This is a genomic window from Streptomyces sp. NPDC048506, assembly GCF_040651315.1.
Classification (GTDB): Bacteria; Actinomycetota; Actinomycetes; order Streptomycetales; family Streptomycetaceae; genus Streptomyces.
Window position 1 is genome coordinate 49,886 of the sequence record NZ_JBEZIX010000037.1, and the last position, 17,477, is coordinate 67,362.

Below are 17,477 nucleotides of genomic sequence, written 5' to 3' on the forward strand. Positions count from 1 at the left end.
GTGAGCAGAGACATCCTTCGCGTGCCGATGTGGCGCGACGAACCCCTGCGAGGGCAGTCCGCATCGGCACCCGACCGGCGGCTGGTCGTGCTGTGCGACGCCCCCGACGGGGCCGCGGCCGCCCTGCGTCGGCACCTGCCGCGCGTGTCCCTCGCCGAGGTGGAGAGCCGCACCGACGGCCCCGTCGCGGCCTATGAGCACGCGGCGACGCGGCTGCTGGGCGAGCTCCAGCGACTGCTGCACCTGCCGTCCGGCGGCCCGCGCGGTGTCCAGGTCGTCTGCCGGGAAGGCACGCCGTACGGCTACGCCGGTCTGATCGGCATGCTGCGCACGGCCGCGCAGGAGGACCCCGGACTGCGCGGTCAGCTGATCGAGTTCACCCGGTGGCCTTCGGGCGAGGAACTCGCCGAGCTGCTGCGGGCGGAGTCGGGGCAGCGGCAGGACCACCTGCGCTACACGGGGGGCCGCCGCCAGGTCCGCGACTGGGTCGCGGCCCCGCGGGCGGTGGCGGCCCCGGTGTGGAGGGCCGACGGCGTCTACCTGATCAGCGGGGGAGCGGGTGGCGTCGGGCGGCTGCTCGCCGCCGACGTCGCGCGGCACGCCCCCGGTGCCCGGATCGTGGCCTGCGGACGCTCCGCAGCGGGTGAGGCCGGCCCGGGGGCCGAGTACCACCGGGTGGACGTCACCGACGTCGCTGCCGTGGCGGCGCTGGTCAGCGACATCGTGCACCGGTACGGCCGGCTCGACGGCGTCGTGCACGCGGCGGGCGCGATCAACGACGGCTATCTGATCCGCGCGTCCCACCAGGACGCCCAACGGGTCCTGGCGCCCAAGGTCGCAGGGCTGGTCAACCTCGACGAGGCCACCGGGGACCTGCCGTTGGACTTCCTGGCGGCGTTCTCCTCCGGCGCGGGCACGCTCGGCAACGCCGGGCAGGCCGGCTACGCGGCCGCGAACGGCTTCCTCGACGCCTACCAGACCCACCGCGCCGCACTGGCCGCCGCGGGCGAGCGGCACGGCCTCAGCGTCTCGATCGGCTGGCCGCTGTGGCGCGAGGGCGGCATGAGCGTCCCGGCCGAGGAGGTGCCCGCGCTCACCGCACGCTTCGGCCGCCCCCTGGGCACGGACACCGCGCTGCGTGCGCTGCACGGCGCGCTGGCGCTCGGCACACCACACCTCATGGTCATGGACACGGAGGACGAGGACAGCGACGTGGACAGCGACGTGGGCGACGGAGCGACGCGGTCGCAGGACCTCCGGGCGCGGCTGCTGCCCCGGTTGAAGGAGCTGGTGGCCGAGACGGTGCGGCTGGACCCGGCCCGGCTGGACGCCGCCGCGCCGCTGGACGGCTTCGGGATCGACTCGCTGGCCGTCACCCGGCTCAACCGCCGCTTCGCGCGGTGGTTCGGCGCCCTGCCCAAGACGCTGCTCTACCAGTACCCGACGCTGAACGAGCTCGCCGGCCACCTGGTGGAGCAGCACGCCGACGGCTGCCACCGCTGGCTCGGCGACCCGGCGGCCCGGGCCGGGGCATCCGCCCCGACGCAGGCTCCGCCCGTCGCCGCGCCACCCGCCACCGGCCAGGCACCCCTTACCACCGCGGCACCGGCGACGCGCCCCGAACCGCCGCGTTCCGCCGTCGAGTTGGTGACGCCGCGACGGCCGGCCGCCGCGGACGAGCCCATCGCCATCATCGGCCTGAGCGGGCGCTACCCCGAGGCGCCGACGCTGGAGGCGTTCTGGGAGAACCTGCGCGCGGGCCGCGAGAGCGTCCGCGAGATCCCCGCCGAGCGGTGGTCCCTGGACGGCTTCTACGAACCGGACGCCCAGCGCGCCGTGCAACAGGGCGCCAGTTACAGCAAGTGGGGCGCGTTCCTCGATGACTTCGCCCGGTTCGACGCCGCCTTCTTCGGCATCGCACCGCGCGACGCGGCCGACATGGACCCGCAGGAGCGGCTCTTCGTCGAGACTGCGTGGTCGGTGCTGGAGGACGCCGGCTACACGCGGCAGCGGCTCGCCGAGCAGCACGGCTCGCGGGTCGGCGTCTTCGCCGGGATCACCAAGACCGGCTTCGACCGCAACCGGCCGCCGGCGACGGACGGGCTACCGCCCGCACCGCGCACGTCGTTCGGGTCGCTGGCCAACCGCGTGTCCTACCTGCTGGACCTGCGCGGCCCGAGCATGCCGGTCGACACCATGTGCTCGGCGTCCCTGACCGCCATCCACGAGGCCTGCGAGCACCTGCGGCACGGCGCCTGCGAACTGGCCGTAGCCGGCGGGGTGAACCTCTACCTGCACCCCTCCACCTATGTCGAACTGTGCCGCTCCCGGATGCTCGCCGGCGACGGGCACTGCCGCAGCTTCGGTGCCGGCGGAGACGGGTTCCTGCCCGGCGAGGGCGTGGGCGCGGTGCTGCTGAAACCGCTGTCCCGGGCCGAGGCCGACGGCGACCCGATCCACGCGGTCGTCCTCGGGTCCGCCATCAACCACGGCGGGCGCACCAACGGCTACACCGTGCCCAACCCGCGGGCGCAGGCCGCGCTGATCCGTGAGGCGCTGGACCACGCCGGTGTGTCCGCGGCCGACGTCGGCTGCATCGAGGCGCACGGCACCGGCACCCGGCTCGGCGACCCCGTCGAGATCGACGGTCTGACGCAGGCCTTCGCCCCCGATGCCGTGGGCTCCGGGGGGTGCGCCCTCGGATCGGTCAAGTCCAACATCGGCCACCTCGAAGCCGCCGCCGGCATCGCGGGCCTGACCAAGGTGGTCCTGCAACTGCGGCACCGCGAGCTCGTCCCCACCTTGCACGCCGAGCAGCCCAACCCGGACATCGACCTCGCGGCCACCCCGTTCGCCCTCCAGACCTCCGCGGCCCCCTGGCCGCGGCCCGAGGGCGGCGGACCGCGCACGGCCGGGATCTCCTCCTTCGGCGCGGGCGGAGCCAATGCCCATGTCATCGTCGCCGAGTACCAGGGCACCTCCGGCACGCCGACCGCACCGGCCACCCCCGACCGCCCGGTGCTGCTGCCGGTGTCCGCCCGCACCCCCGAGGACCTGCACGCCCGGGTCGACCGACTCGCCTCCTGGCTCCAGGCCACCGGCCACGTGGACCTACCCGCCGTCGCGGCCACGCTCCAGACCGGCCGCGAGGCGATGGACGAGCGGCTGTGCTTCGTCGCCGAGACCCCCGAGCAGTGGCGGGAACAGCTGCTCGGCTTCCTCGCCGGTCCACCGGCCGAGGGCCCCTGGTACCGGGGCCAGGTGAAGGTCACCCGGGAGACGCTGGCCGCGCTGGCGGAGAAGGACGAGCTGCGCGAGCTCGCCGACCGGTGGATCGCGGCGGGCGAGTGGAGCGAGTTGGCCGCGTTCTGGGCCAAGGGCATGCCGCTGGACTGGACCCGCCTGCACCCCGGCCAGGACGCGCCCGCGCGTGTGCACCTGCCCGGATATCCCTTCGCGGGCCGGCACTTCTGGTTCGGTCCGGCCACGAACGAGCAGCCGGCCGCCGCCCCCGCGCCGCAGGCCGCCGCCCCCGCGGCCGAGGACGTCGAGCGCGTCCTGCTCGACGCACTGGGCGAGGCCCTCCAGATGCCGGTCGCCGAGATCGAGCGTCGCCGCCCGTTCGCGGACTACGGGCTGGACTCCATCCTCGGCGTGCACCTGGTGCACACGCTCAACACCGCCCTGGGCACCGAGCTGGAGACGACAGACCTGTTCGATCACGGCTCCGTCGAGCGCCTGCACGCGTTCATCGCGGGTGCCCACGGCGCCGCGCCACGCCCCCAGACGTCCCCGGCGCCCCAGGCGTCCCCCGAGACCGGGCCGTCCGCCGACCCGGCGACGGACGCCGCGGTCGCCGTGGTCGGGATGGCCGCCCGCTACTCCGACGCCGAGGACCCGCGCGCCCTGTGGGACCACCTGATGGCCGGCGACGACCTCGTCGAACCGGTGACCCGCTGGCCGCTCGGCCCGGACGTCACCTGCCGCTCCGGCAGCTTCGTCCGCGACATCGACCGGTTCGACCCGGTGTTCTTCGCGATCTCCGGGGTCGAGGCGACCACCATGGACCCACAGCAGCGGATCTTCCTGGAACAGTGCTGGAACGCACTGGAGGACGCCGGCTACACCGGGGAACGCCTGCGCAACCGCAACTGCGGGGTGTACGTCGGCTGCTACAGCGGGGACTACCACGACCAGCTCGACGCCAACCCGCCCGCTCAGGCGCTGTGGGGCACCATGGGCTCGGTCGTCGCCTCCCGGATCGCCTACCACCTCGACCTCACGGGCCCGGCCCTCACCGTCGACACCTCCTGCTCCAGCTCGCTGGTCTCGCTGCACCTGGCCTGCCGCGACCTGCGCGCCGGCACCGCGGACATGGCGATCGCCGGCGGAGTCTTCATCCAGACCACCCCGCGGTTGTACGAGTCGGCGTCCCGCGCGGGCATGCTCTCGGCCAACGGCCGCTGCCACAGCTTCGACAGCCGGGCCGACGGCTTCGTACCCGGTGAGGGCGCGGGCGCGGTCGTCCTCAAGCGGCTCGCCGACGCCCGCCGCGACGGCGACCACGTCTACGGCATCGTCCGCGGGTCGGGCATCAACCAGGACGGCACCACCAACGGCATCACCGCCCCCAGCGCGGCGTCGCAGGAGCAGCTGCTGCGCGAGGTCCACGCCGGATGCGGCGTCCGGCCCGGCGGCATCCAGCTCGTCGAGGCACACGGCACGGGCACCCAGCTGGGCGACCCGATCGAATTCCGCGCCCTCACCCGCGCGTTCGAGGGTGCCCCGGCCGCGAGCGCCATCCTCGGCTCGATCAAGACCAACCTGGGCCACACGCAGTTCGCCGCCGGCATCGCGGGCGTCATCAAGGCGCTGCTGGCCCTGGAGCACCGTCAGATCCCGCCGTCCCTGCACTTCCGCGCGGCCAACCGGGCCGTCGCGCTCGACGGCAGCCCGTTCACCGTCACCACCACCGCGCAGCCGTGGCCGGCGCCCGCCCGCGGCCCGCGCCGGGCGGCGGTCAGCTCGTTCGGGGCCAGCGGCACCAACGCGCATGTGGTGCTGGAGGAGTACCCGCAGGACCCCGCCCCCCGGCCCGCCGAAACGGGCGGAGCACACGCCTTCCTGCTGTCGGCACGCACCACGGCCGCCCTGCGCGCCGTGGTCGAGCGGCTGCTGACCCACCTGGAGCGCGAACCCGGCCTGCCCGCCGGAGCCGTCGCCTACAGCCTGGCCGCGGGGCGCAACCACTTCGCGCACCGGCTGGCCGTCGTCGCCGCCGGACTGCCGGAGCTGACGGCCCGTCTGCGTGCCTGGCTGAGCGGCATGCCCGATGACGCGGTGGCACAAGGGGAGACCACCGCGGACCCGCGCCCCGGCGACGGCGGGCGGGCCCTGACGCCGGCCGCACTGGCCGACGCCTACGTCCGCGGCGAGGCCGACCGGTTCACCGAGAGCTTCCCGACCGCCTCGCGCCGTCAAGTGCCGCTGCCCACCTACCCGTTCGAGCGGCAGCGCTACTGGACCGGTGCCCCGGCCCCGCAGGCCGCCGCGGGCTCGGCGGCAGAAGGGGAGACCGACCCGGCCGCGTACCGGATCCGGCTCAGCGGCGAGGAGTTCTTCCTGGCCGACCACCACGTCGCCGGCCGGGCGGTGCTGCCCGGCGTGCTGTCGCTGGAAGTCGCGTGCCGGGCCGCCACCGGCGACTCCTTCGCACCGCTCGGCCTGCGCGACGTCGTCTGGCCCGAGCCGTTCCCCGTCGGGGAGCGCGGCGCCGAACTGCGCGTCGACCTCGACGGCGACGCCTTCCGCGTGCTGCGCGACGACTCGGCCGTGCACGCCCAGGGCCGCCTGGTCCCGCCCGGCCGGCCGGCGCCGGAGCCGCTGGCGGCGCTGCGGGCCCGTTGCGGGCGGCGCACCCTGTCGGGGCGGCAGTGCCGCGACGCCCTGGACGGCGTCGGCATCCGCCACGGCGACCGGCTGCGCGCCATCGACACGCTGGCCGTCGGCGACGGCGAGGTCCTGGCACGCCTCGTGCTGCCCGGCGGCACCCCGGACGGCGGGTTCGTCCTGCATCCGGCGATGCTCGACAGCGCCGTCCAGGCCGTCGTCGGGCTCCACGGCGACGCCACCGGCACTCTGGCCGAACGGCCGGGCGCCCCGTCGCTGCCGTTCGCGCTGGACGCCGTCGACGTCCTCGCCCCCACCACCGCGCGCATGTGGGCCCATCTGCGCCACACCGAGGGCTACGCCCCCGCGGCCGACCGGAACGTGACCAAAGTGGACATCGACCTCTACGACGACGACGGACGGCCCGCCGTGAGCCTGCGCGGCTGCTCCTTCCGCCACCTGACCGCACCCGCCGTCGGCGACGCCCCGCGTGCGACGCTGCTGGCACCGGTGTGGGACGCCCTGCCCGCGGACGCCGCCCCGCGCCGGCCCCACCCGCAGGCCCGCGTCGTGCTGATCGGCGGCAGCGCCGGCGAACAGGCCGCACTGCGCCGCCACCACCCCGACGCCGTCGTCCTGGACGCCCACGACGACGAGTCGGCCGACCACCTGGCCGCGCGGCTGCCCGCCGACGCCGACCACGTCTTCTGGCTCGCTCCGGCAGCCGACCCCGCAGCGTCGCGGGCGGAGTCCTGCCAGGCCACGCTCGCCGTCTTCCGCCTGGTCAAGGCGCTCCTGGCGGGCGGCGCCGACGCCCGTGAACTCGGGCTGACCGTGGTCACCCGGCAGGCTCGCCTGCTGCCGGGGGACACCGGCGCCGACCCGGCCCAGGCCGGTGTGCACGGCCTCTGCGGCACCCTCGCCAAGGAGTACCCGCACTGGCGCGTACGGGTGGCCGACGTCGAGGCCGGCGCCCTGGTGCCGTGGCCGGCGCTGCTGGCGCTGCCCGCCGACCCCCGCGGCGAGCCGCTGGCCCACCGGCGCGGCGAGTGGTACCGGCAACGCCTGCTGGAGCTGTCCGGGCCGGCCACCGCGACCGCCCCGCCCGCGGGCGACGGCGTCATCGTGGCCATCGGCGGCGCCGGCGGCATCGGCGCCGTGTGGACAAAGCACATGATGTACCGTCACGGGGCCAGGGTGGTCTGGATCGGCCGTCGGCCGCTGGACGCCGCCATCGCCGCCCGGCAGGACGCCCTCGCGGCGTACGGCCCGAAGCCGGACTACATTCAGGCCGACGCGACCGACCCGGACGACCTGCGCCGCGCCCGCGACGAGATCGTGCGGCGGCACGGACCCGTGCGCGGCGTCCTGCACACCGCGATCGTCCTCGGTGACCGCACCCTCGCCCGCATGGACGAGGACGGCTTCCGCGCGACCTACGCGGCCAAGGCGGACGTTGCGGTGAACCTCGCCGACGCCTTCGCCGGCCAGCCGCTGGAGTTCGTCGCGTTCTTCTCCTCGATGCAGGCCTTCTTCAAGGCACCCGGGCAGGCCAACTACGCGGCCGGCTGCACCTTCGCCGACGCCTTCGCCGAGCACCTGTCCACCCGGCTCGACTGCCCGGTCAAGGTGATGAACTGGGGCTACTGGGCCGGCGTCGGCGCCGTCACCGCCGACGGCTACCGACAGCGGATGGCCCGGCTGGGCCTGGGCTCGATCGAACCGGACGAGGGCATGGCGGCGTTCGACGCGCTGCTGGCCTCCCCCTACCGGCAGCTCGCACTGCTCAAGGCCACCGACCCCCGGAGCATCGACGGGATCTACGACGACGACGCGATCACCCACCCGGCCACCTCCGCTCCCTCGCTCATCACGGCCGTGCGCGCGGACCGGCCCGACCGGCGCGCGGAGATCGAGCGCCTGCGCGCCGAGGCCGGCGGGCACGCCGCGGTCATGCACGACGCGCTCGTACGGATCACCTGGGCGCTGCTTCGGTCACTGGGGCTCTTCCGTGACGGCCGCGCGGCCACCGCCGCCGAGTGGCGCGCCGCCGGCGGCATCGAGGACCGCTACCAGCGCTGGACGGCGCACACCCTCATCGTGCTGGCCGACGCCGGCCTCCTGCGCCGCGAGGGGGACGACCGGTTCGCGGCCCTCGACACCCGCGCCGCACCCCTCGACGACGCCTGGGCGGACTGGGACCGGGAGCGGCAGCCGTGGCTGGCCGATGCGGCCAAGCGCCCGCAGGCCGTCCTCGTCGACACCACGCTGCGCGCGCTGCCCGCCATCCTCACCGGCCGCCGCCCGGCCACCGACGTGATGTTCCCGAACGCCTCCCTCGAACTGGTCGAGGGCGTCTACAAGAACAACCCGGTCGCCGACTACTTCAACGACGTGCTCGCCGACACCCTCGTCGGCTACCTCGAACGCCGGCTGGCCGACGATCCGTCCGCACGCCTGCGCATCCTGGAGATCGGCGCGGGCACCGGCGGCACCAGCGCCACCGTGTTCCGCAGGCTGCGGCCGTGGGCCGAACACATCGAGCAGTACAGCTACACCGACATCTCCAAGGCGTTCCTGCTGCACGCGAGGCGGGAGTACGCCGAGATCGCGCCGTACCTGGACCCGCGGCTCTTCGACGCCGAGCAGCCGCTCGCCGGCCAGCAGGTGACCCCCGGCGAGTACGACGTGGTGATCGCCACCAACGTGCTGCACGCGACCCGCAACATCCGCAGGACGCTGCGCAACGCCAAGGCCGCCGCCCGCCCCAACGCCCTGCTGCTGCTCAACGAGTTGAGCGACAACATCCTCTTCAGCCATCTGACGTTCGGCCTGCTGGACGGCTGGTGGCTCTACGACGACCCGGCGCCGCGCATCGCCGGTTCTCCCGGCCTCGCGCCGGAGAGCTGGCGGCGGGTGCTCGGCGAGACCGGCTTCCGCGGGGCGTTCGTCGCCGCCGAGGGCGCCGACCACCTCGGCCAGCAGGTGATCGTCGCCGAGAGCGACGGCGCGATCCGTCAGCCGCGCCCCGACGGTGTGTCCGCCTTCCGCGGAGCCCTCCCCGAGGCCGGGCGTCCGTCCACCGAGCCGCAACCGCCCGCACCGACACCCGCCTCGACACTCGCCCCGTCGTCCGTCCCGACGGCCGCTCCGGCCACTGCCGCCGCCGGCGGCGCGCGCGACGACGATCTGCTGGCGGACCTGGCCCGCGACCACTTCCGCACCCTGGTCGCGGAGACCTTGCAACTGCCGGTCTCCGACATCCGGGCCGATGTGCCCTTCGACCGCTACGGCATCGACTCGATCCTGGTCGTCCAACTGACCGAGGCGGTCCGCCAGGGCCTCGACAACGTCGGCAGCACGCTGTTCTTCGAGGTGCGGACGGTCGACGGCCTGGTGCGGCACTTCCTGCGCACCCAGCCCGAAGCCCTCGCGAAACTGGTCGGGTTGCCGGACCACGGTTCCGCGTCGGCCACTGCCACTGCCACTGCCACCGCCACCGCCACCGCGCCTGAGCCGCCCGACACCCCGGAGCCCTCCACCGAGGCCCCGGCCTCCACCGCGGCGTCCCGCCCCGGCGTCCGTACCGCCGCCGTCACCGCACAGCCGGCGCACGACGCCCCCGCGGAGCAGCAGATGCCCATCGCGATCGTCGGCATGGCCGGTCGCTACCCCGGCGCGCCCGACCTGGAGGCCTACTGGGACAACCTGCTCGCCGGGCGCGACAGCATCACCGAGATCCCGGGTGACCGCTGGGACCACGCCCGCTACTACGATGCGCGCCGCGGCGTGGCGGGCAGGACCTACAGCAAGTGGGGCGGCTTCCTCGACGGAGTCGACGAGTTCGACCCGCTGTTCTTCGGCATCTCGCCGAAGGCCGCCTCGACGATGGACCCGCAGGAGCGGCTCTTCCTCCAGTGCGCCCACCACACGCTGGAGGACGCCGGCTACACCCGCGACGCCCTGCGCGCGGTCGCCCGAACCCGGGTGGCCGAGGACGCCGGTGACATCGGGGTGTTCGTGGGCGCGATGTACTCCGAGTACCAGCTGTACGGTGCCGAGTACAGCGTGCGTGGCGAGCCGATCGTCGTCCCGGGCAGCCTCGCGTCCATCGCGAACCGCGTCTCGTACTTCTTCGACGCGAGCGGCCCGAGCCTCACCGTCGACACCATGTGCGCCTCGGCGCTGTCCGCGATCCACCTCGCGTGCGAGGCGCTCCGGCGCGGGGAGTGCGGCGCGGCCCTGGCCGGCGGGATCAACCTGTCGCTGCACCCGGCCAAGTACCTGATGATCGGTGAGGGGCAGTTCGCCTCCGGCGACGGCCGCTGCCGCAGCTTCGGCGAGGGCGGCGACGGCTATGTGCCCGGCGAGGGCGTCGGCGCGGTGTTGCTGCGCCCGCTCGCCGACGCGGTCGCCGACGGCGACCGCATCCTCGGGGTGATCCGCGGCAGTGCGCTGAACCACGGCGGGCACACGCACGGATTCACCGTGCCCAACCCGCTGGCGCAGGCCGCGGTCATCCGCAGTGCGTGGCGCCGGTCCGGGGTGGACCCCCGGGACATCGGCTGCATCGAGGCGCACGGCACCGGCACCGCGCTGGGCGACCCGATCGAGGTCGCCGGATTGACGGCGGCCTTCGCCGAGTTCACCGACGCCCGCAACTTCTGCTCCCTCGGCTCGGCGAAGTCCAACATCGGCCACCTGGAGTCGGCCGCGGGCATCGCCGGCCTCACCAAACTGCTGCTGCAACTGCGGCACGGCACCCTCGTGCCGTCCCTGCACGCCGAACGCACCAACCCGAACATCGACTTCGCCGACAGCCCGTTCGTGCTGCAACGTGCGGCCGCACCCTGGCCGAGGACCGGCGGTCGCCCCCGGCTCGGCGGTCTCTCCTCCTTCGGCGCGGGCGGTGCCAACGCGCACGTCCTGGTCGAGGAGTACGTCGAGGAGCACACCGAGGAGCGCACCGAGGTGGCCAGGAGGCCCGAGGCAGCCGGGCACCGCGCCGGGCCCGTGGTGGCGGTGCTGTCCGCGTTCGACGAGGAGCGCCTGCGCGAGACCGCCGGGCGGCTGCGCGACGCACTGCGGACCGGACGGTGGAGCAGCGGCGACCTGGGCGACATCGCCTACACGTTGCAGACCGGCCGGGAGGCGATGGCCGCACGGCTCGCCGTGGTGGTCACCGAACTGCCCGCGCTCATCGAGGCGTTCGACGCCTGTGCGCGCGGCGGCGGGCTGCCCGCGGGTGCGTTCCTGAACTCCGGTGGCGACCGCGGCGGTGCGGTCAAGGACTTCCTCCGCGACGAGGACTTCCAGGAGACCGTCGTGCGCTGGGCGCGGCGCGGAAAGCTGGCCCCGCTGGCCGAGGCCTGGACGACCGGCCTCGCCGTGGACTGGAGCCGTCTGCACGCCGATGGCCCCCGGCCGCGGAAGGTCGGGCTGCCGGGTTATCCCTTCGCCCGGGAGCGCTACTGGTACACCGACGGACTGCCCGAACTCCCCGCACCGCCCCAGCACATGGCGGCCGAGGCCTGGTCCGAACCCCCGGCGCGGCCCGTCGCGCCGCTCCCCGCGGCGCAGCCCCCTGTGGCGCCGCCGCCCCCGGTGGTGCCGCCCCGCCCCGCCGCGGCGTCCACCGCTCCTGACACCGCGTCCGCCCAGCCGGTGGGCTCCCACCAGCTCCCCGCCGGTGACCTCACCCTGCACCCGGTCTGGGAACCCGCGCGGCTGCTGCGGGGCACCCCCTATCCGTCCGGGTCGGCCCGTGTGGTGGCGATCGGCCTCGCCCCGGAGGCGCTGGCGGAGCTGACGGCCCGTCACCCGCAGGCGACGGTGCTGGACACCGGCGCGGCGTCCGTCGACGAGGTCCGCGACCAACTGGCCGCGGTGGGCGGGTTCGACCACGTCGTCATGGAGTTCCCGACCCCCGCCGCGCACGACACCGCGGCGCGGATCGGCGTGCAGCGCGGTGCGATCCGGCGGATGTTCCGCGTCCTGAAGGCACTGACGGCCCTGGGCCGGCACGAAGAGCGGCTGGGGCTCACCCTCGTGACCCGCGGCGCCTTCGACGCGGGCGCCTCCGGCCCGGTGGATGCGGCGCAGGCGAGCCTGCACGGTCTGATCGGCGGGCTGGCCAAGGAACAGCCGCAGTGGCGCATCCGCGCGGTGGACCTCGCCGACGACGAGCCGTTCGTGGTGGAGGAGGTCTTCGCGCTGCCCGCCGACCGGCGTGCCCACCCGCTCGCACGACGTGGCGGCCAGTGGCTGCGCCGGCAGCTCCTGCCGGTGGACCCCACCCCGGCCCCGGCCGGACCCGTGCTGCGGCGCGGCGGCGTCTACGTCCTCATCGGCGGCGCCGGTGACCTCGGCGTGCTGCTCAGCGAACACCTCGTCCGCCGGTACGACGCACGCGTCGTGTGGGTCGGCCGGCGCGCCGAGGACGAAGCCATCCGGACCAAGGCGGAACAGATCGCCGCGGGCGGGCGCACACCGGTCTACCTCTCCGCCGATGCCTCCGACCCCGACGCACTCGCCGGCATGCGGGACGAGGTCGTCCGCCGCCACGGCCGCATCGACGGCGTGGTGCACCTGGCGATGGTCTTCAGCCACACGCCGCTCGCGCGGATGACCGAGCAGGAGCTGGAGGCCACGCTGGGGGCCAAGGTCGACCCGTGCGCGCACTTCGCCGACGTCTTCGCCGGCCGCGACCTGGACTTCGTCCTGCTGATCTCGTCGCTGGTGAGCTTCATCCGCAACCCGGACCAGGCGCACTACTCGGCGGCCTGCGCCTTCGAGGACGCCCACGCCGACGCGCTGCGCACCGCGCTGGACTGCCCGGTCAAGGTCGTCAACTGGGGCTACTGGGGCAACGTGCCCGAACCGCTGCTGCGCGACGTGACCTCGATGGGACTGGCCCCGATCGCCCCGGCCACGGCGATGGGTGCACTGGAGCGCCTGCTGGCCGGCCCGCTCCACCAGATCGGCTTTATGCGCCTCGGCCGGCCGTTGCCCGTCGAGGGGGTGCTGACCGGCCAGACCCTGACCCCGCACCCGCACGGTGCGGCGGCGCCGGTCGGCCCCGCGGCCGTGCCCCTGCCCGCGGCCCTCGCCGCCCACCGGGCCGGCCCGGTGCCGGGGGAGATCGATGGGTTCCTCCGCCGCCGCCTCGTCGCCGAGCTGCGCCGCGCCGGTCTCGACGAGCCGCGCCGGGGCCTGGCCCGGTGGAAGGACCGGCAGCGCATCGACGCGCGGTTCGACGGCTGGCTCTCGGCCACCCTGCGCACCCTGGCCGAGCACGGAATGGTCGACGACCAGGGCCGCTGGAGCAGCGACAGCCCGGCGGCACAGGACGCCGAGGCATACCGCGCCGACTGGGCCGGGCAGCGGGACCGGTGGGCCGCGGCCAACCCCGATCTGCGTGCACCGCTGACGCTGCTGGACACGACCCTGCCCGCGCTCACCGACATCCTTTGCGGCCGCACGCGCGCCACCGACGTGCTCTTCCCCCAGGGCTCGTTCTCCCTCGTGGAGGGCGTCTACCGGGACAACCGGGTGGCCGAACACTTCAACGTGGTGCTGGCCGACCGCGTCGCGGCGTTCCTGCGGGCCCGCCGGGACGCCGAACCAGGCGCCGGCCTAAGGGTGTTGGAGATCGGCGCCGGGACCGGCGGCACCACCGGCCCGGTGCTCGACCGCCTGGCCCGCGAGGGACTGGAACCGGCCGAGTACTGCTTCACCGACCTGTCGCCGGCGTTCCTCCAGAACGCCGAGGACACGTTCGGGCCGCACCACGGCCATCTGACGTACCGTCTCTTCGACGTGAGCCGGCCCCCGCACGGCCAGGGGCTCGACACCGGCGCGTTCGACGTGGTGATCGCGGCCAATGTGCTGCACGCCACGGACAACATCCGCCCGGCCCTCCGGCACGCCAAGGCGCTGCTGCGCGGCAACGGCCTGTTGGCGCTGAACGAGATCAGCGGCTTCTACCTGGTCAACCACCTCACCTTCGGTCTGCTCGACGGATGGTGGCTCTACGACGACGCCGAGCTGCGCGTGCCGGGCAGCCCCGCGCTGTCGCCGGCGGCCTGGCGCCTGGTGCTGGAACAGGAGGGCTTCACCGACATCGGCCAACCCGCCGGGGACGCCCTGTCGTTGGGGCAGCAGGTCGTGGTGGCCCACAGCGACGGCCTGTCCCGCAGCCCCCGGCCGCCGGCCGACGCACCGGCCCTGGACGACCGTCCGGCCCGGGCGTTCGACGCGCCCTCGGCGCCGGCTCCCGCGCCCGCCGTGGCTCCGGCACCGGACCCGGCACGTACGGTGGCCGACGTGGTGCTGGCGGAGCTCGCCGATGCGCTGCGGATGTCCGCCGACCGGATAGATCCGGGCCAGGCGTTCGCCGACTACGGCCTCGACTCCCTCGTCGGCGCCCGGTTCGTCCAGCGCCTCAACGAAGAGCTGCGGCTCGACCTGCTGACCACGGTGATCTTCGACTACCGCAGCGTGGCACAGCTCGCAGCGCACATCGTCGACCGCCACCGGCCGCACCTGCCCGCGCCCGCAGTGCCGGCCGCCCCCGCAGCTGCACCGCCTGCCACCCCGAGGCCCAACTCCGCGTCGCCTGCTACCTCGTCACCCGCCGCCCCGCCGCCTGCCGTGCCGGCCTCCGCCGTGCGGACCACGACTTCCGACGCGGCCGCAGCGACTCCTCGCCCCGCAGGGCGCGAGCCCATCGCCATCGTCGGCATCAGCGGCCGCTTCGCGCAGTCGGACGACGTCGACGCGCTGTGGCAGCACCTGGCCGCCGGCCACGACCTGGTCGGCCCGGTCGAACGGTGGGACCTCTCCGGCTACGGCCGGGACGAGCTCTCCTGCCGCACGGGCAGCTTCCTCGACGGCATCGACCGGTTCGACGCCCGCTTCTTCAACCTCACCGGCCTCGAAGCGACCTACACCGACCCGCAGCAGCGGCTGTTCCTCGAACAGGCATGGGCGGCCATCGAGGACGCCGGATACGCCGGCTCCGCGCTGGACGGCCGCCGGTGCGGGGTCTACGTCGGCTGCACCGGCGGCGACTACCCCCGCTGGTTCGAGGGCGCACCGCCCGCCCAGGCCGCGTGGGGCAACGCACCCTCGGTCGTCCCGGCGCGCATCGCCTACCACCTGAACCTCCAGGGCCCCGCCATCGCGGTCGACACGGCCTGCTCCAGCTCGCTGGTCGCCGTCCACCTCGCCTGCCAGGGACTGTGGAGCGGCGAGACGGAGCTGGCCATCGCCGGCGGGGTCAGCGTGCAGACCACGCCGGAGACCTACCTGGCGGCCGGCCGGGGCGGGATGTTGTCGCCCACGGGCCGGTGCCACACCTTCGACGCCCGGGCCGACGGATTCGTCCCCGGCGAGGGCGTGGGCGTGGTGGTGCTCCGGCGGCTGTCCGACGCCCTGGCCGACGGCGACCACATCCACGCGGTGATCCGCGGTTCGGCGATCAACCAGGACGGGGCGACCAACGGCATCACCGCACCGAGCGCACTGTCGCAGGAGCGGCTCATCCGTCAGGTCCACGCCGACTTCGGCATCGACCCCGCCGGCATCGGCCTGGTCGAGGCGCACGGCACCGGCACCCAGCTGGGCGACCCCATCGAATGCCGGGCACTGGTCGACGCGTTCGGCCCGGCCGGCGGCCCCGGCTCCTGCGCGCTCGGCTCCCTCAAGACCAACCTCGGCCACACCACCTCCGCGGCGGGCGTGGCGGGCCTCCTGAAGATCGTGCTCTCCCTGCGCCACGGGCAGATCCCGCCCTCGCTCCACTTCCACGAAGCCAACCCCGCGATCCGGCTCGCCGGCAGCCCGTTCCACGTGAACACCGAGCTGCGGACCTGGCAGCCGAACGGCGAGGGCAGGCGCATGGCGGCCCTGAGCGCCTTCGGCTTCAGCGGCACCAACGGGCACCTCGTCGTCGAGGACGCCCCCGACCGCGGTGAGCGCCGGGAGGCGGCGGGCGAGCTGCTGTTCGTGCTCTCCGCCCAGCAGCCGGAGGCGCTGCGCCGGCGCGCCGAGGACCTCCTGGCGCACCTGCGCGGCACCCCCGGCGCCGCACTGGGGGACGTCAGCTACACGCTGGCCGTCGGCCGGGACCACTTCGCCCACCGCGCCGCGTTCGTCGCGGGCAGCCGCGAGGCGCTGCTGCGCCGGCTGACGGCCTGGCTCGCGGACGAGCCGGCCGGTGCCGGCGACCGGAGCGGTGATGCCGTGCTGGACAGCGCGCGGGACCGGTACCTCGACGGCGCCACGGTGGACCTCGCGCCGCTGTTCTCCGGTCTCGACGTGCGCCGTACGCCGCTGCCGACCTACCCCTTCCAGCGCAAGAGCTACTGGGTGGCGACGACCGCACCCGTCCTCTCCGCCCCGCCGCCCGTATCCGCCCTCGCCTCCCCGCCGCCGGCGCCCGCCGACCCGGCCCCCGCGCCGCGGAGCGCGGAGACCGACGCACCGACGCTGCGGTACCTGGTCGGCGACCGCCTGCTGACCGAGGTGTGCGGTGTGCTGGTGATGGAGCCCGACGAGATCGATCCGCAGGCGTCGTTCTCCGACATGGGCGTGGACTCGATCCTGAGCGTCAAGCTCGTCGAGGCCGTGAACGGCGCTCTCGGCGTCGACCTCGCCAGCACCGCGCTGTTCGAGCACAGCTCGCTGCACCGTCTGACGGACCATCTGCTCGACCGGTACGGCGACCGGTTGCGGTCGTCCGGCGTGCTGCGCGAGGCTGTGGGCGAGGCCGGCGGAGCGCCGGAGCGGGCCACCGGGACGGTGCCCGCCCCCCACGGCGACGCGCCGGCCGACGACGCCACCGCGGTCGCGGTGAGCGAGCCGGCGGCACCCCGGTCCGTGGCCTCTGTACCCACCACCCCCGCACCGATCGCGAACGGACCCGCCGACGACGGCATCGCGGTGGTCGGCATCGCCGCCCGCTTCGCGGGCTCGCCCGACGCCAGGACCCTGTGGGCGCACCTCGCCGCGGGCGACGACCTGGTCGGCGAGGTCACCCGCTGGGACCTGCGCGACGCACTGGGTGCCGACGCGCCGCGCCAGTACGGAAGCTTCGTGGACGACATCGAGCGCTTCGACGCCTGGTTCTTCCGCATGTCCGGCAAGGAGGCGACCTGCACCGATCCCCAGCAGCGCATCTTCCTGGAGGAGTGCTGGCACGCACTGGAGGACGCGGGCTACGCCGGTGAACGGCTCGACGGCCGCGGCTGCGGCGTCTACGTCGGCGGCTCGCCCAGCGACTACCAGCAGCTGATCGGGGACGACGCGCCGCCGCAGACGCTGTGGGGCAACATCTCCTCGGTCATCGCCTCGCGGATCTCCTACTTCCTCGACCTCCAGGGGCCCGCACTGTCGGTGGACACGGCCTGCTCCAGCTCGCTGGTGGCCATCCACCAGGCGTGCCAGGACCTCCACCAGGGCAACACCTCGATGGCGCTGGCGGGCGGCGTGTTCATCCAGTCCACGCCGATCTTCTACCGGTCCGCCGTGCGCGCCAACATGCTGTCCGCCCGCGGACGGTGCCACACCTTCGACGAGCGCGCCGA

Annotated in this window: 1 protein-coding gene (cut by a window edge); it reads left to right on the forward strand. The window is 74.7% G+C overall.

What is annotated here, in order from left to right:
- On the forward strand, positions 1-17,477 hold the 5' portion of the coding sequence (locus tag AB0C96_RS27605; RefSeq protein WP_362920883.1) for an SDR family NAD(P)-dependent oxidoreductase. It continues 6,037 nt past the right edge of the window; only the first 17,477 of its 23,514 coding nucleotides appear in the window; it begins with the start codon at positions 1-3; the stop codon falls past the right edge of the window.